The sequence below is a fragment of the Winogradskya consettensis genome, from assembly GCF_018332715.1.
Classification (GTDB): Bacteria; Actinomycetota; Actinomycetes; order Mycobacteriales; family Micromonosporaceae; genus Actinoplanes; species Actinoplanes consettensis.
This window is the reverse complement of sequence record NZ_BOQP01000051.1, coordinates 174,449-197,620: the sequence shown is the minus strand read 5'-3', so window position 1 is coordinate 197,620 and position 23,172 is coordinate 174,449. Positions and strand designations below refer to the sequence as shown.

The 23,172-nt window shown below is 73.1% G+C and carries 1 protein-coding gene; it reads left to right on the top strand.

Annotated features, from left to right (window positions below):
- Positions 1-3: 3 nt before the first annotated feature.
- On the top strand, positions 4-22,995 hold the full coding sequence (locus Aco04nite_RS40685; RefSeq protein WP_213002519.1) for a type I polyketide synthase: 22,992 nt from the start codon (positions 4-6) through the stop codon (positions 22,993-22,995).
- The last annotated feature ends 177 nt before the right edge of the window (positions 22,996-23,172 follow it).

Below are 23,172 nucleotides of genomic sequence, written 5' to 3'. Positions count from 1 at the left end.
CCGATGAGCGACCGCGCGGAGAAAACGGTCGAAGCGCTGCGCGCCTCGCTGAAGGAGACCGAACGGCTGCGCAAGCAGAACCGTGTGCTCCGGGAGGCCGCCAGGGAGCCGATCGCCATCGTCGGCATGAGCTGCCGGCTGCCCGGCGGCGTCGCCTCGCCCGCCGACCTGTGGCGCCTCGTCGCCGGCGGCGTCGACGCGATCGGCCCGTTCCCGCAGAACCGGGGATGGGACGACACCGACGGACCGTACGCGCGGCTCGGCGGTTTTGTGCACGACGCCGACACGTTCGACGCGAGCCTGTTCGGCATCTCCCCGCGTGAGGCGCTCGCGATGGACCCGCAGCAGCGGCTCCTGCTGGAGGCCGCCTGGGAAACCGTCGAGCACGCGGCGATCGACCCGCAGTCGCTGCACGGCAGCCGCACCGGTGTCTTCGTCGGCGCGTCCACCTCCGGGTACGGCTTCGGCGCCGGCCATCCGGAGATCGCCGGTCACCTGCTCACCGGCAGCGCCAACAGCGTCATCTCCGGCCGGGTCGCCTACACGCTGGGGCTGGAGGGTCCGGCCGTCACGATCGACACCGCGTGCTCCTCGTCGCTGGTGGCGCTGCACCTCGCCGTGCAGGCGCTGCGGAACGACGAGTGCACGATGGCGCTGGCCGGCGGCGTCGCGGTCATCCCCACCCCGGGCGTGTTCGCCGAGTTCTCCCGTCAGGGCGGGCTCGCGCCGGACGGGCGGTGCAAGTCCTTCGCCGCGGGCGCGGACGGCACCGGGTGGTCCGAGGGCGTGGCCCTGCTGCTGGTCGAGAAGCTGTCCGACGCGCGGCGCCTCGGGCACGAGGTGCTCGCGCTGGTCCGCGGCGGCGCGGTCAACCAGGACGGCGCCTCCAACGGCCTGACCGCCCCGAACGGCCCCTCGCAGGAGCGCGTCATCAGGGCGGCGCTCGCCGGGGCGCAGCTGCTGCCGGACGACATCGACGTGGTCGAGGGCCACGGCACCGGCACCGTGCTCGGTGACCCCATCGAGGCCCACGCGCTGTGGGCGGCATACGGAAAGGACCGGGCCTCGGGCAGGCCGCTGCTGCTCGGCTCGCTCAAGTCGAACATCGGGCACACCCAGGCCGCCTCGGGCGTCGCCGGGATCATCAAGATGGTGCAGGCGATGCGGCACGGCGTCGTACCGCGGACGCTGCACGTCGACGCCCCCAACCCCGACGTTCCGTGGTCGGCCGGCGGCATCGAGCTGCTCACCGAGGCGCGGCCGTGGCCGGAGACCGGGCGGGCCCGGCGCGCCGCCGTCTCGTCGTTCGGCATCAGCGGTACGAACGCGCACGCGATCATCGAGCAGGCGCCACCCGTGGAGCCCGTGACGCGGGCCCCCGCCCCGCCGGTGCTGGCGGGTGCCGTACCCCTGCTGGTGTCCGGGCGCACCGCCCCCGCGCTCGCCGCGCAGGGGGCCCGGCTGCGCGCCTTCCTCGGCGCCGACCCCGGTCTGGACCTGGCCGGTGTCGCGTACGCGGCCGCCACCACCCGCGCCCACCTGGAGCACCGCGCCGTCGTGCTGGCCCCGGACCGGCTGGCCGCCCTGACCGCGCTCGACGCGCTCGCTGCCGGTGGCACCGCCCCGCAGCTGGTACGGGGCGTAGCCGCACCCGGCCGCACCGCCGTACTGTTCACCGGCCAGGGGTCTCAGGCGCCGGGCATGGCCGCGGATCTCTACGAGCGGTTCCCCGTGTTCGCCGGCGCCCACGACGCGGTCGCCGAGCGGGCGGAGATCGTGTCGGACGAGCGGATCCACGAGACCCGGCACACCCAGATCGCCCTGTTCGCGTACGAGGTGGCCCTGTTCCGCCTCCTGGAGTCCTGGGGCGTACGACCCGACTTCCTGCTCGGCCACTCGGTCGGCGAGCTCGCCGCCGCGCACGTGGCCGGCGTGATGACCCTCGACGAGGCGGTGGCGCTGGTCGCCGCGCGTGGCGCGCTCATGCAGGCGCTGCCGGCCGGCGGCGCGATGCTCGCCGTGGAGGCGACCGAGGCGGAGGTGACCGCGATGCTGGCCGCCCATACGGGCCGCGCCGGTATCGCCGCCGTGAACGGTCCCCGCGCCGTGGTGGTCTCCGGGGACGCCGACGCCGTCGAGGCGCTCGCCGAGCACTGGACCGACCGGGGACGCCGGGTCGGCCGGCTACGGGTGTCGCACGCGTTCCACTCCGCGCACATGGATCCGATGCTGGAGCCGTTCCGCCGGGTCGCCGAGCGGATCGCGTACCAGGCGCCGCGCGTACCCGTCATCGGCAATCTCACCGGCGAGCCGGTCACCCGCTTCACCGCCGACCACTGGGTACGCCACGTACGTTCCGCCGTCCGCTTCGCCGACGGTATCGACTGGCTGGCCGCGCACGGCACCACCCGGTTCGTCGAGGCCGGGCCGGACGCCGTCCTCGCCGGTATGGCCCGGCTGTGCCTCGACGGCCGGGACGATGTGCTGGTCACGGCGGTGGCCCGGCGCGGACGCGAGCAGACCGGCACACTGCTCGACACCGTCGCCCGGTACGCGGCCTCCGGCGGCGTACTCGACTGGCCCGCGCTGCTCGGGGAGCGGCCGGCGGGGACGGCGCTGCCCACGTACGCGTTTCAGCGCGACCGCTACTGGCTGGACCCGCCGAAGGACGCCACCGCGGACGTCGACCACGGCCGCCGGCAGCAGGTCCTCTGGCGCAGGCTCGACGAACCCGGCACGGCCTCACCGACCGGCACCTGGCTGGTCCTCACCGCACCCGGCGCCGCGTCCGACGACGTCACCGACGCGCTGCGGGAAGCGGGTGCCTCCCCGCTCGTGGTCGCACTGACCACTTCGGAGCTCGATCCGGTGCTGCTCGAACGGGCGCTGCTCGATCCGGCGCCCGCGGGCATCGTGCTGGTGGCCGCGGCCGGCGAGGAGCTGCGGCCGGTGCCGTTCAGCACGCTGGCGGCGGTCGCTGTCGTCCGTACCCTCGCGCAAGCCGGCCGTGACGTGCCGCTCTGGGCCGTGACCCGGCAGGCGGTCGCGGTCACCCCGGGCGAGACCCCCGACCCGGCGGGCGCGCTGCTCTGGGGCGCCGGCCGCGCGCTGGCCCTGGAGGAACCGGCCCGCTGGGGCGGCCTGATCGACCTGCCCGCCACGCTCGACGACGACACCGCCCGGCGGTTCACGGCCGTGCTCACCGGCACCGAGGATCAGGTCGCCGTACGGGCTGGAGCCGCCCACGTCCGCCGCCTGGTCACCCACGTCCTCACCGGGCCCGCGCCGGAGGACTCCTGGCAGCCCCGGGGGACCGTGCTGGTGACCGGTGGCACGGGTGCTCTGGGCGGCCACGTCGCGCGCTGGCTCGCCGGGCGAGGTGCCGAGCACATTCTGCTCGTCGGGCGTCGTGGCCCGGACGCGCCGGGTGTCGCGGAGCTCGTGGCCGACGTTGAGGCGTCCGGTTGCCGGGTGACCGTGGTGGCCTGTGATGTGGCCGATGGGGATGAGCTGGCCGGGGTGCTGGCGGCGGTCCCCGCCGAGTTCCCGTTGCGGGCCGTCGTGCACGCCGCCGGGGCGAACGACAGCGGCGCGCTCGCGGACATCGACGCGGACCGGCTCGCCTCCGCGCTACGCGCCAAAGTGGACGGTGCGGACAATCTCGATCGGCTGACCGGCGACCTCGACGCGTTCGTGCTGTTCTCCTCCATCGCCGGCGTCTGGGGCGGCGGCGGCCAGATCGCCTACAGCGCGGCGAACGCGTTCCTGGACGCCCTCGCCGAGCGCCGGCGGGCCGCCGGGAAGCCCGCCACGGCCGTCGCGTGGGGCCCCTGGGCAGGCGGCGGCATGCTGGACGACGGCGACGGCGAGGAGTTCCTGCGCCGCCGGGGCCTGCGCCCGCTGGAGCCCGCCGTCGCGATCGCCGCGCTGGACCGGACCCTCGCCCATGACCGGGCGACCTCCGTCATCGTGGACGTCGACTGGGAGGTGGCCCGGCCCGCGTTCAGCGCCGTACGGCCCAGCCCGCTCTTCGCCGAGCTGCCCGGCGGGGAACCGGAAGCACCCGCCGCGGCGGAGATCGCCGTGCCACTGCTCAGCGGGCCCGCCGCCCTCACGCTCGTCCGCACGGAAGCCGCCGCCGTCCTTGGCTACCCCGACGTGGCCGCGGTGGAGTCCGGAAAACCGTTCAAGGACCTGGGTTTCGACTCGCTCACCGCGGTCGAGCTGCGCAACCGGCTCATGGCGCGGACCGGACTGACGCTGGGAGCGGGGCTCGTCTTCGACCACCCCACTCCGGCCGCGCTCGCGGACCACCTCCGACGCCGGTCGGCCGCCACCGCCGCCCCCGAGGCCGCACTGCCGGCAATGGTCGCGATCCGCACCGATGAACCGATCGCCATCGTGGCGATGACCTGCCGCTATCCCGGCGGGGTGACCTCGCCCGAGGAGCTGTGGCGGGTCGTCACCGGTGGCATCGACACGGTCAGCGAGTTCCCGTCCGACCGGGGCTGGGACCTGGGCGCGCTGTACGATCCGGACCCGGACCGGCCGGGTACGTCGTACACGCAGGCGGGTGGTTTCCTCGCCGACGTCGCGGGTTTTGACGCTTCGTTGTTCGGGATCTCGCCGCGTGAGGCGGTGGCGATGGATCCGCAGCAGCGTCTGCTGCTCGAGGCGTCGTGGGAGTTGTTCGAACGTGCGTCGATGAACCCGCGCGGGATGGCGGGTAGCCGGACCGGCGTGTTCATCGGCACGAACAGCCAGGACTATCTCGCGCTGGTGGCGAATGGTGGCTCGGACACGGACGGCTATCTGGCAACGGGTAGTTCGGCGAGTGTGGTGTCCGGCCGGATCTCGTACTCGTTCGGCCTTGAAGGACCGGCCGTCACGGTCGACACCGCATGCTCCTCATCGTTGGTGGCGTTGCATCTGGCCGCGCAGGCGTTGCGGTCGGGGGAGTGCGACCTGGCGCTTGCCGGTGGTGTCGCGGTCATCTCCACGCCGGGTATCTTCACCGAGTTCAGTCGTCAGCGTGGGTTGGCGGCGGACGGTCGGATCAAGGCGTTCGCGGCGGCTGCTGATGGCACGGGTTGGGGTGAGGGTGTCGGTCTGCTGCTGGTGGAGCGGTTGTCGGATGCGCAGCGCAACAACCATGAAATTCTTGCCGTGGTACGCGGTAGCGCGGTCAACCAGGACGGCGCCTCGAACGGCCTGACCGCCCCGAACGGTCCTTCGCAGCAGCGCGTCATCCGGCAGGCCCTGGCTGTCGCCGATCTGTCGGCTGCGGACGTTGATGTGGTGGAGGCGCACGGAACCGGCACCACGCTGGGTGACCCGATCGAGGCGGAGGCGTTGCTGGCCACGTATGGCCGCGATCGTGTCGGTGATCCGTTGTGGTTGGGGTCGGTGAAGTCGAACATCGGTCATACGCAGGCGGCGTCGGGTGTTGCGGGTGTCATCAAGATGGTGATGGCGATGCGGCACGGCGAGTTGCCGCGCACGTTGCATGTTGATGCGCCGACACCGCACGTCGACTGGTCGATGGGTGCGGTCGAGCTGCTCACGGAACCGCGTACCTGGCACGCAGGCGACCGGATCCGGCGTGCTGGTGTGTCCTCGTTCGGGATGAGCGGCACCAACGCACACGTCATCATCGAGGAAGCGCCCGAAGCGGCTGGCGCGGTGGCTGCCGAGAGCCCAGCCGGGCCGCTGCCGTACGTGCTGTCCGCGGCCTCGCCACAGGCGCTGCGTGACCAGGCCGAGCGGTTGCTGGACGTGACCGCGGGCCCCGCGGCGCTGGCAAGGACGCTCGTCACCAGCCGTGCCGCACTCGGCGAGCGTGCCGTGGTCGTGGCCGGTGACACGGCGTCCCTGCGCGCCGGCCTGGCAGCCGTGGCCGACGGGTCGGCCCCGGCGGGCACCGTCTCCGCCACCGGCCGCGACGGCATCGTGCTGGTCCTCGCGGGCAGTGGCACCGCGGTTCCCGCCGAACTGTCACCCCGGTACACCGAACTGCTGCACGAGTGCGCCGCCCACTTCGACTTCCCGGTGCTCGGCGCGCCCGCCACGGAGCCGGTGCTCGGCGTGCCCGCCACGGAGCCGCTGGTCGCCCGCGCTGTCCGCTGGGCCGGCAACGTGGCGCTGGCGCAGGCGTGGGCGGAGCTCGGCGTGCCCATCGCCGCGTACGCCGGGGACGGCGACGGGGAGATCGCCGCGGCGGTGGCCTGCGGAGCCCTCACGGTCGCCGAGGGTGCTGCCGTGGTCGCCGCGTACGGCACGGGGCGTGACGACGTCATCGCTGCTCTGCGTAGCCTCGCACCCGCGTCCGGGCACACCCCGTTCCTGTCGGGCGTCACCGGGGGTTCCCTCGACGGGAGCCTGCTCGACGCCGGGTACTGGGCCGAGCCGAACCCTCGCACGGCGCAAGCGGCTGACGCGTACGCACGGGCCGGCAACCTCACCGTCGTGCCCGCCGGCGTGGCGGACCGCCCCGCGCTGCTGCGGGCCGTTGCCGGCCTGTGGACGTCGGGTGTCGCCGTGGACTGGACCGCGGTGGTGCCGGAGTCGCCGGTGGCGCCGCTGCCGACGTACCCGTTCCAGCACGAGCGTTTCTGGCCGCTGCCGGGTCTGCCCGCCGGTGACCCCGCGTCCGCCGGGCAGGCCGCCGCCGGGCACCCGCTGGTCGCCGCCGCGGTGTCCCGCGCCGACGACGACGGACTGATCCTCACGGGCCGGCTCGGCATCGCGGCCCACCCGTGGCTCGCCGACCACGTCGTTCTCGACCGGGTGCTGCTGCCCGGCACCGCGTTCGTCGAGCTGGCCCTGCACGCCGGCCGGCTCACCGGCGCCGTCGTGCTGGACGAGCTCACCATCGAGGCGCCGCTGGCCCTACCCGTGAACGGTGGCCCGCAGCTGCAGGTCGCCGTCGGCGCACCCGACGACGCCGGGGCCCGTACGGTCTCGGTGCACTCGCGACCCGACAACGACGCCCCCTGGACCCGGCACGCCCACGGCGCCCTCACCACGCACGCCGCCGCCCCGCAGCCGTTCGCGGTGGCCTCCTGGCCGCCTGCCGGCGCCGAGCCGATCCCCGGGGCCGGGGACTACGACGCGACCGGGTCAGGCTTCGGCTACGGCCCGGCCTTCCAGGGTCTGCGCCGGGCCTGGCGCAGTGCCGACGGCATCGTGTACGCGGAAGCCACGCTGCCGGATTCCGTCGCCGATCAGGGCTACGGGCTGCACCCCGCGCTGCTGGACGCCGCCCTGCACGCCATCGCCGCGGGCGGGTTCGTCAGCGGTACCGGCCCCGCACTGCCGTTCGCCTGGACCGGTGTCACGCTGGCCGCCGCCGGGGCCCGGACGCTGCGGGTGCGGCTGACCCCGGCCGGCCCGGACGCGGTCGCCGTCGCGCTCGCCGACGAGACGGGTGCCGAGGTGGCCACCGTTGAGCGGCTGGTGCTGCGCGCGGCCCCGATGCCGGCCACCGACGCCGATGCGGCGCTGCACCACACGTTGTTCGCCGTCGACTGGTCCCCCCTGCCGGGCGACCTGCCCACCGCCACCACCGATGTGACCTCGATCTTCGAGCTGCCCCCGCAAACGGATGACGCCGGGGCAACCCGCGCGGCGCTGACGACCGTGCAGGAATGGCTCGCGGACGACCGGGACGCCGGGGCGCCGCTGGTCGTGGTCTCCACGCACGCGGTGCCCGCCGCGGAGCCGGTGCGCGATCCGGGTGCCGCCGCGGCGCTGGGGCTGCTGCGCAGCGCGCAGACCGAGAACCCCGGCCGCCTGGTACTGGTCGATCTCGACGACACCGACGCCTCCCGTGCGGCGCTGTCCGCTGCCGCCGCCCTCGGCGAGCCGCAGCTGGCCCTGCGCGACGGCAAGGTCTGGGTGCCCCGTCTGGCGCACGCCCAGGCGGCGGCCGGGCTTCGCGTTCCCGGCACCGGAAGCTGGCGGCTCGACGTGGCCGGGGGCACCAGCCTCGACCACCTCGCGCTGGTCCCGGCACCGGACGCCGGCGCCGAGCTCGCCCCCGGCCAGGTCCGGGTCGCGATGCGCGCGGCCGGCATCAACTTCCGCGACGTGCTCATGGCGCTCGGCATGTACCCGGAACCGGCGCTGATGGGCTCCGAGGGCGCCGGCGTCGTGGCCGAGGTGGCCGCCGACGTCACCGGCCTCGCGGTCGGCGACCGGGTCTTCGGCTCCTTCTTCGGCGCGTTCGGCCCGCTCGCCGTCACCGACCGGCGGCTGCTCACCCCGATGCCCGCCGGATGGACGTTCGCCGAGGCCGCATCCGTGTCCACGGCGTACCTCACCGCCTGGTACGGCCTGTACGACCTGGCCGCCCTCGAGGCCGGCGAGCGGGTGCTGATCCACGCCGCGGCCGGTGGTGTCGGCATGGCCGCCGTCCAGCTGGCCCGGTTGCGGGGTGCCGAGGTGTACGCCACGGCCGGCCCCGCCAAGTGGGACGTGCTGCGCGGCATGGGCCTCGACGACGCGCACATCGCCTCGTCGCGGGACCTGGGTTTCGCCGACTCCTTCCCCGCCGTGGACGTGGTGCTCAACTCCCTGGCCGGTGAGTACGTCGACGCGTCGCTGGGGCTGCTGCGCGCCGGTGGACGGTTCATCGAGCTGGGCAAGGCCGACCTGCGGACCGCGGAGTCCGTGGCGGACGCGCATCCCGGCGTCGCGTACCGGGCGTTCGACCTGACGCTGGTGGACCATGACCGGCTGCAGGAGATGCAGGCCCGGGTCGCGGTGCTGTTCGCTGACGGTCAGCTGTCCCTGTCACCGATCCGGGCGTGGGATGTCCGCGACGCCGTCGCCGCGTACCGGCACATCAGCCAGGCCCGTCACGTGGGCAAGAACGTGTTCACGCTGCCGGTGCCGGTGGATCCGGCGGGGACGGTGCTGATCACGGGTGGGACGGGCCTGCTGGGTGGGCTGTTCGCCGAACACGTCGTCCGTACGCACGGAGTCCGCGATCTGCTGCTCGTCAGCCGCGGTGGCGGCGGCGAGGACCTGGTGCGACGCCTCGCGGACCTGGGTGCCACGGCCCGCGTGGTGGCGTGTGACGTCTCGGATGCCGGTGCGGTGCGCGAGCTGCTGGAGGGCGTACGGCTGACCGGTGTTCTGCACTGCGCCGGTGTTCTCGACGACGGCGTGCTCGCGTCGATGACCCCGGAACGCGTCGACCGCGTGTGGGCGGCCAAGGCGGGCGCCGCGCGTACCCTCCATGAATTGACTCTCGGACTTGACCTGGCCTGGTTCGTGACGTTCTCGTCGGCGTCGGCGACCTTCGGCTCGCCGGGGCAGGCCAACTACGCGGCCGCCAACGCCTACCTGGACGGTCTCGCCTCGCTCCGGCGCGCGGCAGGTCTGCCCGCACTGTCGCTGGGCTGGGGACTGTGGGCGGACGCCGCCGGAATGGCCGGCGGACTCGACGACCGCGAGGTGGCGCGGATCGGGGGCAGCCTGGAGTCCGGCCTCGGCCTCGCCCTGTTCGACCGGGCGCTGACCCTGTCCCGGCCGGCACTGGTCCCCACCGTTGTCGACCTCGCCGCGCTGCGTGCCGCGCCGGGCGAACCCACGCCGCTGCTGCGCGGTCTCGTCCGGCCGAAGCTGCGCCGCGCCGCGACCGCCGCGGCCACCGGCAGCCCGCTGGCCGACCGCGTCGCCCGCCTCGACGACGCCGACCGCCGGCGACTCCTGCTCGACCTGGTCCGCGATACCGCCGCCGCGGTGCTCGGTCACGCCGACGCCGAGCACGTCCGCGCCGACCAGGCGTTCCGCGACCTCGGCTTCGACTCGCTGACCTCGGTCGAACTGCGCAACCGGCTCACGGCCGCCACCGGCACCCGGCTGCCCGCCACCGTCGTGTTCGACCAGCCCAACCCGGCAGCGCTCGCGGCGTTCCTGGTGGAGCGGCTCGCCGGGACGGCGCCCGCGGTAGTGCCCGCACCGGTCGCCCCGGCCCGCGTCCTGGACGACGAGGTCGTCATCGTCGCCATGAGCTGCCGGCTGCCCGGCGGCGTGACCAGCCCCGAGGACCTGTGGCGGCTCGTCAGCGACGGCGGGGACGCGATCACCCCGTTCCCCGCCGACCGCGGCTGGGACCTCGACGCGCTCTACGACCCCGACCCGGACCGCGACGGCACCTCGTACGTGCGCTCGGGCGGCTTCGTCGACGGCGCCGACACGTTCGACGCGCGCCTGTTCGGCATCTCCCCGCGCGAGGCACTGGCCATGGACCCGCAGCAACGCCTGCTCCTGGAAGCGTCGTGGGAGGCCCTGGAACGCGCCGGGATGGCACCGCTGTCGCTGCGCGGCACCGCGACCGGCGTGTTCATCGGCGGCGCCGCCTCGCACTACGGCATCAACGTCCCGCTGCCCGACGGCATCGAGGGCCACCTGCTCACCGGCAGCGCCAGCAGCGTCATGTCCGGCCGGATCGCGTACCAGTTCGGCTTCGAGGGCCCGGCCGTCACCATCGACACCGCCTGCTCCTCGTCGCTCGTCGCCCTGCACCTGGCCGTCGAGTCGCTGCGCCGCGGTGAGTGCGAGCTCGCCCTCACCGGTGGCGTCGCCGTCATCACCCAGCCCGGCATCTTCACGTCGTTCAGCCGGCAGCGCGGACTAGCCGACGACGCGCGGTGCAAGCCGTTCGCCGCGGCCGCCGACGGCACCAGCATGTCCGAAGGCGTCGGCATGCTCGTCCTCGAACGCCTCTCCGACGCCCGCCGCAACGGCCACCGGATCCTCGCCGTCGTCCGGGGCACCGCCGTCAACTCCGACGGCGCCTCCAACGGCCTCACCGCCCCGAACGGCCCCGCGCAGCAGCGCGTCATCCGGCAGGCGCTCGCCGCCGCCCGGCTGACACCCGCCGACGTCGACGTGGTCGAGGCACACGGGACCGGCACCGCGCTGGGCGACCCGATCGAGGCACAAGCGGTCCTGGCCACGTACGGGCAGGAGCGCGCCGCCGGCAACCCGCTCTGGCTCGGCTCGCTCAAGTCCAACATCGGCCACACCCAGTCCACCGCCGGTGTCGCCGGCGTCATCAAGATGGTCATGGCCATGCGGCACGGGGTTCTGCCTGCCACGCTGCACATCGACGAGCCGACCCCGCACGTGGACTGGGAGACCGGCGACGTCCGGCTGCTCACCGACGCGGTCGCGTGGCCCGAGCGGGGGCGGCCCCGGCGGGCGGCGGTCTCGTCGTTCGCGATCAGCGGGACGAACGCGCACGCGGTCCTCGAAGCCGCTCCTCCCGTCGTGCCGGCCGGCACTGAGCCTTCGGGTGCTGTCGTGCCGGCTGACACTGAGCCTTCGGGTGCTGTCGTGCCGTGGGTGCTGTCCGCGCGGACCGCGCCGGCGCTGGTGGAGCAGGCGCGGCGGCTGCGGGAGTTCGTGCTCGACGGCGGCGTGTCGGAGTTGGACGTGGCGCGGACGCTGATCTCGGCGCGTTCGGTGTTGGACCGGCGTGCGGCTGTTGCCGGGGCAGGGCGGGAGGCGTTGCTCGCTGGTCTTGACGCTGTCATCGCGGGTGAGGCCGGTGGGGCCGTCGTCGCCGGTCCGATGGCGATGTTGTTCACGGGCCAGGGGTCTCAGACGCCGGGAATGGCCGCTGATCTTTACGTGCGTTTCCCGGTCTTCGCCGCTGCCTATGACGAGGTTACGTCGCGGCACGAGGTCGTTTCGGATGAGCGTGTTCACGAGACGCAGCACACGCAGATTGCTCTGTTCGCGTTCGAGGTGGCGTTGTTCCGCTTGTACGAGAGCTGGGGGATCGTTCCGGACTTCCTGCTGGGTCATTCGATCGGTGAGTTGGCTGCCGCGCACGTTGCGGGTGTGTTCGATCTGGATGATGCGATCAGGTTGGTGTCTGCTCGTGGTCGTTTGATGCAGGCGCTTCCTGCGGGTGGTGGCATGGTGGCGATCGAGGCTTCTGAGGCGGAGGTTCGTTCGATCGTCGGCGACACACTGGATGTTGCGGCGGTGAACGGTCCGACCTCGGTGGTGGTGTCGGGTTCGGTCGAGGCGATCGAGGCGCTGAGGACGGATAGGCGGACGAAGCGGCTGCGGGTGTCGCATGCGTTCCATTCGCGGTTGATGGAGCCGATGCTCGAGGAGTTCCGGGCTGTTGCTCAAACGGTCACTTACGCTGAGCCGCGGATTCCGTTGGTGATGGACGGGTGGGACGCGGACTACTGGGTGCGGCAGGTGCGCGAGGCGGTGCGGTTCGCCGACGGTGTGGCGCACCTGGCCGGCCGGGGAGTTGTCAAGTTCGTCGAGATCGGGCCATCGGGCGTGCTCACGGGCATGGCGGCGACGTGCCTGACCGGTGACGAGATCGTGGTGCGCGGCGACCGGCCCCTCGCGGCAGCCGCCCGGCTGTTCGCCGCCGGCACGGACATCGCCTGGGACCGTACGATCAGCGGCGGCACGATCATCGATCTCCCGACGTACGCATTCCACCGCGAACGCTTCTGGCTCGACCCCGCCCCGGCACTGGCCACGCTCGCCGACTCGCGCCGCACCCGCCACGAGACAGCCGAACTGGACTCCTGGCGCTACAACATCCACTGGCACCGTCTGCCCGCCCTCCCCACCGCGGACCTGACCGGCATCTGGCTCGTCCTCACCCCCGCGGGCTCCCCCGCGGGCTCCCCCGCGGGCGCGGGCCTCGGTGCCGCTCTCGCCGGGCACGGCGCCACTGTCCGCCTCCTCGAACTGCCCGCGATGCCTGACCGGTACCTCATCGCCGAGCTGCTGCTGAACGCGCTGGCGGAGGGCGAGCATCCGGCGGGGCTGCTCGGGATGCCGGCCGACGCCCAGGAAGCACTGGCACTCGTGCAGGCGCTCGAAGACGCCGACACCGACGCACCACTGTGGATAGCCACGCGGGCAGCGGTCGCGGCCGCCGGGAACGACTCCGCGCCGCGCCCCGGCCTCGCGCAGATCTGGGGTCTGGGCCGGGTCGCGGCACTCGAGGCACCCCGGCGCTGGGGTGGCCTCATCGACCTGCCGGAGAAGTTCGACCGGCGAGCGGGAGACCGGCTGGCCTCCGTGCTCGCCCAGAGGACCGAGGACCAGATCGCGATCCGCGGCACCGGCGTCCTCGCCCGCCGCCTCCGGCCCGCACCACTGACCGGCCGCCGGACCGGGACAGCCGCCGGGACCGTCACCGGGACCGTGCTCGTCACCGGTGGCACCGGGGCGCTCGGTGCCGAGGTGGCCCGATGGCTGGTGGAACACGGTGCGGGGCATGTGGTGCTGCTCAGCCGTCGCGGACCCGCGGCGCCCGGGGCGGACGAGCTGATCGCCGAGTTGACCGCGGCCGGTGCCCGCGCGACCGCCGTGGCTTGTGACGTCGCGGACCGCGACCAGCTCGCCCGGGTCGTCGACGAGTACCGGCCGACCGGTGTCGTGCACACCGCCGGCATCTCCGGGTCGACGCCGCTGCGGGACACGACGGCGCAGGAGTTCGCTGAGGTCCTCGACGCCAAGACGGCCGGTGCGGACCATCTCGACGAGCTGCTCGATGACGCCGCCCTGTTCGTGGTGTTCTCGTCCATCGCGGGTGTCTGGGGCAGCGGCGGCCAGTCCGCCTACGCGGCCGCCAACGCGCACCTGGACGCGCTGATCGAAGCCCGGCACGCCCGGGGCCGTACCGGCCTGGCGGTCGCCTGGGGGCCGTGGTCCGGGGCGGGGCTTGCCGCGTCCGGTGACACCGATGCGTACCTGCGCCGTCGAGGCCTCAACCCGCTGGCGCCGGAACGTGCGATCGCCGCACTCGCCGGTGCGGTCGACCACGGCGACGCGACGGTGACCGTGGCGGACGTGACCTGGCCGGTGTTCGCCGGCGCGTTCACCGCGAACCGGCCGAGCCCCCTGCTCGCCGACCTGCCCGCTGCAGCACAGCCGGATGCCGGACACACCGGCTCCGGGACTCCGGGTGGTGAGCTCGCTCAGCGACTCGCGGGTCTGCAGCCGGCCGAACGCCGCGCGAGCATCCTCGACCTGGTCCGGTCCCGCGCCGCCGCCGTCCTCGGCTATGCGGACAGCGCCGCGATCGAACCCGGCACCGCCTTCCGCGAGCTCGGCTTCGACTCGATCACCGCCGTGGAGCTGCGCACCGTACTCGCCGGGGCCACCGGACTGCGGCTGCCCGCGTCGCTGGTGTTCGACTACCCCACGCCGGTGGAGCTGGCCGGGAACCTGCTGACCGCGCTGGGCCTGGGCGAGGAGCCGACGCCCGCCGATGTCGCGGTCCGCTCGGTTCTGCCCGTGGTGGACGACGAGATCGTGATCGTCGGCATGGGTTGCCGCTACCCGGGTGGTGTGCAGTCGCCGGAGGACCTGTGGCGCCTCGTCCTCGGTGGCGAGGAGGGCGTCTCAGGATTCCCCGACGACCGTGGCTGGCAGGTGCCGGCGGAGGCCTCGTTCGCGCCGCTCGGTGGGTTCGTGCACAGCGCATCACAGTTCGACGCGGGCCTGTTCGGGATCTCGCCGCGTGAGGCCCTGGCGATGGATCCGCAGCAGCGGTTGTTGCTCGAAGTCTCCTGGGAGACCTTCGAACAGGCGGGTGTGGACCCGCGGTCGCTGCGTGGGCGCCCGGTGGGTGTGTTCGTGGGTGCTTCCCATTCCGGGTACGGCGTGGGCGCCGAACTGGATGGGCATGGCTTGACGGGTACGGCCGACAGTGTGATCTCGGGTCGGGTGGCGTACACGTTCGGTCTCGAAGGTCCGGCGGTGACGGTTGATACGGCGTGTTCGTCGTCGCTGGTCGCGTTGCACTGGGCTACTCAGGCGCTGCGTAACGGCGAGTGTGAGATGGCGCTGGTCGGTGGCGTCACGGTCATCGCCGGCCCGGAGGTGTTCGCGGAATTCGCAAGGCAGGACGGGCTGGCCGCTGACGGGCGTTGCAAGTCCTATGCCAGTGCCGCTGACGGTACGGGCTGGGCCGAGGGTGCCGGTCTCATTCTGGTGGAGCGGATGTCTGATGCTCGCCGCAATGGTCACGAGGTTTTGGCGGTTGTTCGGGGTAGTGCGGTCAACCAGGACGGTGCGTCGAATGGTTTGACGGCGCCGAATGGTCCGTCGCAGCAGCGCGTCATTCGGCAGGCCCTCGCTTCGGCCGGGTTGAACGCGTCGGATGTGGACGTGGTTGAGGGTCATGGGACGGGTACTCGTCTGGGTGATCCGATCGAGGCGCAGGCTCTGCTGGCTACTTACGGTCAGGAACGGGATCGGCCGTTGTGGCTGGGGTCGGTGAAGTCGAACATCGGGCACACTCAGGCCGCGGCCGGGGTTGCGGGCATTATCAAGATGGTCATGGCGATGCGGCATGGTGTGTTGCCGTCGACGCTTCATGTTGATGAGCCGTCGGGTCATGTTGACTGGACGGCTGGTGCCGTCAAGTTGTTGACGTCAACACAGTCGTGGGACAGCGGTGTCCGGCGGGCGGGTGTGTCGTCGTTCGGGATCAGTGGGACGAACGCGCACACGATCATCGAGCAGGCCCCGGCTGGTGGTGAGGCGGCGGCCGTTGTTCCGGTTCTGGATGGTCCGACGGCGTGGGTGTTGTCGGGGCGGTCTGCGGAAGCTTTGCGAGGGCAAGCTCAACGACTCATCACTGTGGACTACGGGCATTCGGCTGCGGTTGCGGCGGCGTTGGTGCGGACCCGTGCGACGTTGGAGTATCGGGCTGTAGTGATTGCCGATCGGGTCGAGGGCTTTGCCGCGGGGCTGGCCGCGGTCGCTGAGGACCGGCCCGCCGCCGGTGTGGTGACCGGGCGTTCGGGCGACGGCCGACTGGCGATGTTGTTCACGGGTCAGGGGTCTCAGACGCCGGACATGGCCGCGGATCTGTACGAGCGGTTCCCAGTGTTTGCCGAGGCCTATGACGAGGTGGCGTCGCGGCACGAGGTTGTCGCTGACGAGCGTGTTCACGAGACGCAGCACACGCAGATCGCTTTGTTCGCGTTCGAGGTGGCGTTGTTCCGCCTGTACGAGAGCTGGGGCATCACGCCCGACTACTTGCTTGGTCATTCGATCGGTGAGCTTGCTGCCGCGCATGTTGCCGGGGTGTTCGATCTGGATGATGCGATCACGCTGGTGTCCGCTCGTGGTCGTCTGATGCAGGCGCTTCCTGCTGGTGGCGCGATGTTGGCGATCGAAGCGTCCGAGGCGGAGGTTCGTTCGATCGTCGGCGACACACTCGATGTTGCGGCGGTGAACGGTCCGACGTCGGTAGTGGTGTCCGGTCCGGTCGAGGCGGTTGACGCTTTGATCACGGACAAGCGGACTAAACGCCTTCAGGTGTCGCATGCGTTCCATTCGCGGTTGATGGAGCCGATGCTCGATGAGTTCCGTGCGGTTGCTGAGACGATCGAGTACGCGCAGCCGTCGATTCCGCTCGTCATGGGCGGGTGGGACGCGGATTACTGGATGCGTCAGGTGCGTGAGGCTGTTCGTTTTGCCGATGGCATCGCTCAGCTGAGCGCGCAGGGGGTGTCGAGGTTCCTGGAGGTGGGGCCGTCGGGTGTGCTCGCCGGGATGGCGGCTACCTGTTTGGGCGCCGATGATGTCGTCGTGCGCGGTGATCGGCCGCTGGAGGCAGTCGCGAAGCTGCACGTGAACGGGGTCCGGGTGGACTGGACGGCGGTGCTGCCGGCGGGGGGTCGGGTGGAGCTGCCGACGTATGCGTTCCAGCGGGACCACTACTGGGCTGTGCCCGTTCGTGCGGTGAGTGCTGCGCATCCCGAGGAGAACCGGTTCTGGAAGGCGGTCGAGACGCGGAACCTCGACGCGCTGGCCGGCACGTTGCGGCTCGGGAGCGCGGCCACGGAGTGGGACACGCTGCTGCCCGCCCTGGCGGAGTGGCGGCGCGGGTTGCACGAACGGGATGTTCTGGACGGCTGGCGGCATCGGATCACCTGGAAACCCCTCGACCCGAGCTCCGGTGCGCCCGAGGGCACCTGGGTAGTGGTAGCGGCCGGACAAGGCGCCGAGGATGACGTCGTGGCGGCGTTGCGGGGTGCTGGTGTGGATGTGATCGAGGTGCGGGTGCCGGGTGACGCCGATCGCTGGCGGATTGCCGACGAGCTGCTGACCGCGGCTGGGGACCGTACGGTCGGTGGGGTTGTGGGGTTGCCCGGCAGTGGGCTTGCGGCGACCGCCCTGCTGCAGGCGCTGGGTGAGGCCGAGCTGGTCGCCCCGGTGTGGTTGCTGACGCGCGGTGCGGTCACGACCGGTCCCGCGGATCCGATCCGGCGGGCCGGGCAGGCGGAGGTCTGGGGGGTGGCGCAGGTTGCCGCGCTCGAGCTGCCGCACCTGTGGGGTGGCATCGCGGACCTGCCCGAGACGCTCGATGAGCGGGCCGCTCGCCGGCTCGCCGCGGTGCTGGCCGGGCACGACGAGGACCAGGTCGCGATCAGGGCGGCCGGTGTCTACGGGCGGCGGTTGACGGCGGCGCCGGGCTCCGGTGCCGAGTTCGTCGCACCGGACGGGACGGTGCTGGTCACCGGTGGCACAGGCGCGCTCGGTGGGCAGGTGGCGCGCTGGCTGGCCGGGGCGGGCGTTCCCAGTCTGCTGCTGCTCAGCCGGGGCGGGCCGGAGGCGCCCGGGGCCGAGGAGCTGACCGCTGACCTGACCGCGCTCGGTGCGCGGGTCACCGTGGCAGCGTGTGACGTGTCCGAGCGGGACCAGGTGGCTGCCGCGCTCGCCGCGGTTCCTGGGGAGTTCCCGCTCGCCGGTGTCGTGCACGTTGCGGGCGTGGTGGACGACGGGGTCCTCGAGTCGCTCACCGCCGACCAGTTCACGACGGTGTTCGCTGCCAAGGCGCGGGCCGCCGACCACCTCGACGCGCTCACCGCGCATCTCGAGCTGCCGCTGTTCGCCCTGTTCTCGTCGGTGGCCGGGACGATCGGCAGTCCGGGGCAGGGGAACTACGCGGCGGCCAACGCGTACCTGGATGCGCTCGCTCAGGACCGCAGGGCCCGGGGCCTGGCCGCGACGTCGATCGCCTGGGGACCGTGGGCCGAGGGTGGCATGGCGGACACCGGCACGGTCGGCCGGCGCCTCGACCGGGGCGGGTTCACGGCGCTGCCACCGGAGCAGGCGGTCGCCGCGTTCGGTGCTGCCGTCGCCTCCGCCGAGCCCGTGCTGCTCATCGCGGACGTCGACTGGCCCCGGCTCGCCGGCGGACGGCGTGGACCGCTGCTCGAACCGCTCCTTCCGGTGGAGGCCCCCGCGCAGGTCGTGGAGCGGGCTGCCCGTCCGGCCGGGCACACGGCCGTGGAGCTGCTCGAGCTGATCCGCAGCCGGGTCGCGCTGGTGCTCGGCCATACGACCGGGGACACCATCGAGCCCGGGCGCGCGTTCCGTGACCTCGGCTTCGACTCGCTCACCGCGGTGGAGCTGCGCAACCTGCTCACCGAGGCGGTCGGCGTGCCGCTGCCCGCCACGCTCGTGTTCGACTACCCGACCCCGGCGGCGCTCGTGGAGCATCTGCGCGACCGCCTGGGCGCCCGGAGCCAGGTCGCGTCCGGAGCGGCGGTCCCGGCCGACGCTGTCCCGGCCGTGGTGGACGCCGGTGATCCGGTGGTCGTCGTGGCGATGGCCTGCCGGTTCCCCGGGGGCGTGGCGTCGCCGGAGGACCTGTGGGAGCTCGTCGCCGGCGGTACGGACGCGCTGACCGCCCTGCCCGCGGACCGGGGCTGGCCCGGTGGCCTGCCCGCCGTCGAGGGCGGTTTCCTCGACGATGTGGCCGGCTTCGACGCCGAGCTGTTCGGGGTGTCGCCCCGGGAGGCGCTCGCCATGGATCCCCAGCAGCGGGTGCTGCTGGAATCGGTGTGGGAGGCGTTCGAGCGCGGCGGTGTCGACCCGGTCGCCGTACGCGGATCACGCACCGGTGTCTTCGTCGGCACCAACGGCCAGGACTATGCGGCGGTGCTGGCCATGGCCGGTGGCGCCGGTGTCGAGTCGCATGCCTCCACGGGCAACGCGGCGGCGGTGCTGTCCGGCCGGGTGTCGTACGTGTTCGGCCTGGAAGGCCCGGCGGTCACCGTGGACACGGCCTGCTCGTCGTCGCTGGTCGCCCTGCATCTCGCCGCGCAGTCGCTGCGGGCGGGGGAGTGCGACCTCGCGCTGGCCGGTGGTGTGACGGTGATGTCCACGGCGGGCGCGTTCGTCGAGTTCGCCCGGCAGGACGGGCTGGCCGGTGACGGCCGCTGCAAGGCGTTCTCCGCGGACGCGGACGGCACGGGCTGGGGTGAGGGCGTCGGCGTTCTGCTGGTGGAGCGGCTCTCCGACGCGCGCCGCAACGGCCACGAGGTGCTCGCGGTGGTGCGGGGCAGCGCGATCAACCAGGACGGCGCGTCCAACGGTCTGACGGCGCCGAACGGTCCTTCGCAGCAGCGGGTGATCCGGCAGGCGCTCGCGTCGGCGGGATTGAAGCCGGCGGACGTGGATGTTGTCGAGGCGCACGGAACCGGTACCCGGCTCGGTGACCCGATCGAGGCGCAGGCGGTGCTGGCCACGTACGGTCAGGATCGGGATCGGCCGTTGTGGCTCGGGTCGGTCAAGTCGAACATCGGCCACACCCAGGCCGCAGCCGGCGTCGCCGGGCTGATCAAGATGGTCATGGCGATGCGGCACGGCGTGCTGCCCGCGACCCTGCACGTGGGCGAGCCGACCCCGCAGGTGGACTGGTCCGCCGGCGACGTGCGGCTGCTGACCGCCAACCAGCCGTGGGACGGCGCGCGGCGACGGGCGGGCGTCTCCTCGTTCGGTCTCAGCGGCACCAACGCGCACGTGATCCTGGAACAGGGCGACGTCGTGGCCCCCGCCGCGGAGGAGCCGGCGGCCGGTGACGGGCCGGTCACCTGGCTGCTGTCGGCCGGCACCGGCGCCGCACTCAGCGCCCGGGCGGCACGGCTGCGCGAGGTGGCGGCGACCGCGAGCGACCTCACCGCCGTGGCCCGCAGCCTCGCCGCGGTACAGGCGAGCCTGCCCGTACGCGCTGCCGTTGTCGCGCCCGACAGGGAAGGCCTGCTCGCCGGGCTCGCCGCCCTCGACCAGGGAACGTCCGCGGCCGGGGTGCTGACCGGCACGGCGGGCCACGGCCCGCTCGCCGCACTGTTCACCGGGCAGGGCGCCCAGCGTCCGGGCATGGTCCGCGACCTGTACGACCGTCATCCGGTGTTCGCCGACGCGTTCGACGCGGTGGCCGCCCGGGCCGAATTCCCGCTTCACAAGGTCGTCGAGACGGAGCTCATCGATCAGACGCAGCACACCCAGCTGGCCCTGTTCGCGTTCGAGGTGGGGTTGTTCCGGCTGTACGAGAGCTGGGGCATCACGCCCGATTTCCTGCTTGGTCATTCGATCGGTGAGTTGGCTGCCGCGCATGTGGCGGGTGTGTTCGATCTGGATGATGCGATCAGGTTGGTGTCTGCTCGTGGTCGTTTGATGCAGGCGCTTCCTGCGGGTGGTGCCATGTTGGCGATCGAGGCTTCTGAGGCGGATGTTCGTTCTATCGTCGGCGACACGCTGGATGTTGCGGCGGTGAACGGTCCGACGTCGGTGGTGGTGTCGGGTTCGGTCGAGGCGATCGAAGCTTTGACCACGGACAGGCGGACGAAACGTCTTCAGGTGTCGCATGCGTTCCATTCGCGGTTGATGGAGCCGATGCTCGAGGAGTTCCGGGCGGTTGCGGAAACGGTCGAGTATGCGCAGCCGTCGATTCCGTTGGTGATGGACGGGTGGGATGCGGATTACTGGGTGCGTCAGGTGCGTGAGGCTGTTCGGTTCGCTGACGGCATCGCGGAGCTGAGCGCCCGGGGGGTCACGACGTTCCTGGAGGTCGGTCCGTCGGGAGTCCTCGCCGGGATGGCGGCGGGGTGCCTGGACGGCGGTGAGACCGTGATCCGGGGTGACCGCCCGCTGGACGCCGTCGCAGCGCTGCACGTCGCCGGCGTACCGGTGGACTGGGCCGGGATCCTGCCGGCCGGGCCGCGGGTGGCGCTGCCGCCGTACGCGTTCCAGCGCGAGCGGTACTGGCCGGACCTCGGGCACAACACCGACGGGCTGCGCTACCGCGAGGACTGGACGGACATCACCGCCCCCGTGGCGGCGGCACCGGACGGGAACTGGCTCGTGGTCACGGACGGCGAGGTGCCGCAGGACCTGCGGACGGCGCTGACCGGGGCGACGCTGACCGAGGTCACGATCGCGACCGGCGCCGACCGGGCAACAGCCGCCGGCCGCATCCGCGACGTCCTGAAGGGGAACCGGGGGCTCACCCCGGCGACCCGCGTGCTGTCCGTCCTGCCCGACGCGACCCGGACGGTGACGCTCGTCCAGGCGCTCGGCGATGCCGGCGTGGACGCCCCGCTCTGGTGCCTGACCCGCGACGCGACCGGTGCCACGGACGCCGCGCCACGGCAGGCGCAGATCTGGGGCCTGGGCCGGGTGGCCGCGCTGGAACACCCGCGGCGCTGGGGTGGCCTGGTCGACCTGCCCGGCACCCTCGCCGACGCCGACGGGCAGGCGCTGGCGGCGTTCCTGACCGCCCCCGGCGAGGAGGACCAGGTGGCGATCCGCCCCGGTGGCCTGCGGGCCCGGCGGCTGCTTCCGGCTCCGGCCCCCGTCAAGGCAGGCGGCGGTTACCGCCCCACGGGTACGGTTCTGCTCACCGGCGGCACCGGCGCACTCGGCGCCCACGTCGCGCGGTGGCTCGCCGGGCGCGGCGTACCCCACCTGGTCCTGCTCGGCCGTCGCGGCCCGCAAGCCCCCGGCATGAGCGACCTCACCGCCGAGCTGACCGCCCTCGGCACCCGGGTCACCGTGGCGGCCGCGGACGTCACCGACCGGGACGCGCTGGCCGGTGTGCTCGCGGCGATCCCGGCGGACCTGCCCCTGACCGGCGTCGTGCACGCCGCCGGGGTCAACGACGCGGCCACGCTGGCGGCGACCACCCCGGCGGAGTTCGCGGCGACCCTGCACGCCAAGGTGGCCGGCGCCCAGCACCTCGACGCCCTGACCGCCGCCCTGGACCTCGACGCGTTCGTGGTCTTCTCCTCCATCGCCGGGGTGTGGGGCAGCGGGGGACAGGCCGCGTATGCCGCCGCCAACGCCCATCTCGACGCGCTCGTCCGCACCCGGCGGGCCCGGGGCGCGGCGGGCACCTCCGTCGCGTGGGGACCGTGGGCCGGTTCCGGCATGGCCGCGTCCACCGAGGCCGACGACTACCTGCGCCGCCGCGGCCTGGCCCCGCTGACCCCGCAGCGGGCGATGGCGGCGCTGGCCGAGGCGATCGACGGCGGCGAGGAATGTGTGACGGTCGCCGACATCGACTGGTCGCGGTTCCTCGCGACGTTCACCGCCACCCGGCCCGCGCCGCTGTTCGCGGAGCTCGGCGGCGGGGAGCAGGCGGAGGTGCCGAGCGGTGCCGGGGACGCGGGCGACGGGCTGCGCGGCCGTATCCGGGGCCTGTCCGCGACCGAGCAGACGGACCTGCTGGTACGGCTGGTGCGCACCGAGGCGGCCGCCGTGCTGCGGCACAGCGGCATCGACCGGGTCCCGGCCGGGCGCGCGTTCAACGACCTCGGCTTCGACTCCCTGACCGCGGTCGAGCTGCGCAACCGGCTCGTCGCGGCGACCGGGCTCAGCATGCCAGCGAGCCTGGTGTTCGACCACCCGGACGCGGCGGCGGTGGGCCGGTACCTGCGGGCCGAGCTGTCCGGCGAGCAGGACGGCGTCGACCCGTTCCTGGCCCGGCTGGCGGAGCTGGACGAGGCATTCGGGGGTGCCGGGTTCGATGCGCTCGCGCGCGCCAAGGTCACCGTACGGCTGCAGTCCTTCCTGTCGAAGTGGACGGCCGCGGCGCCGGCCGCAACCGGTGCCGGCTCGGTGGACGACACGCTGGAAGCGGCGTCCGACGACGAGCTGATCTCGTTCATCGAACAGCAGCTCGGCGGCGCCTGATCATCGAGGCGACCCCTGCCCGCAGGGGTCGCCTAGGGGTTGTTGGGGTTCCGAGGGCGCCCATAGGCTCCCGGCATCAAGGCTCCCGAGGACCGTTCCACCCTGCCCGCGGGCGGGGCGGAACGGTCCTCGACGGTGCCTCCACACGGTGGTGCGAACCATTCCGATTGCCTAGAC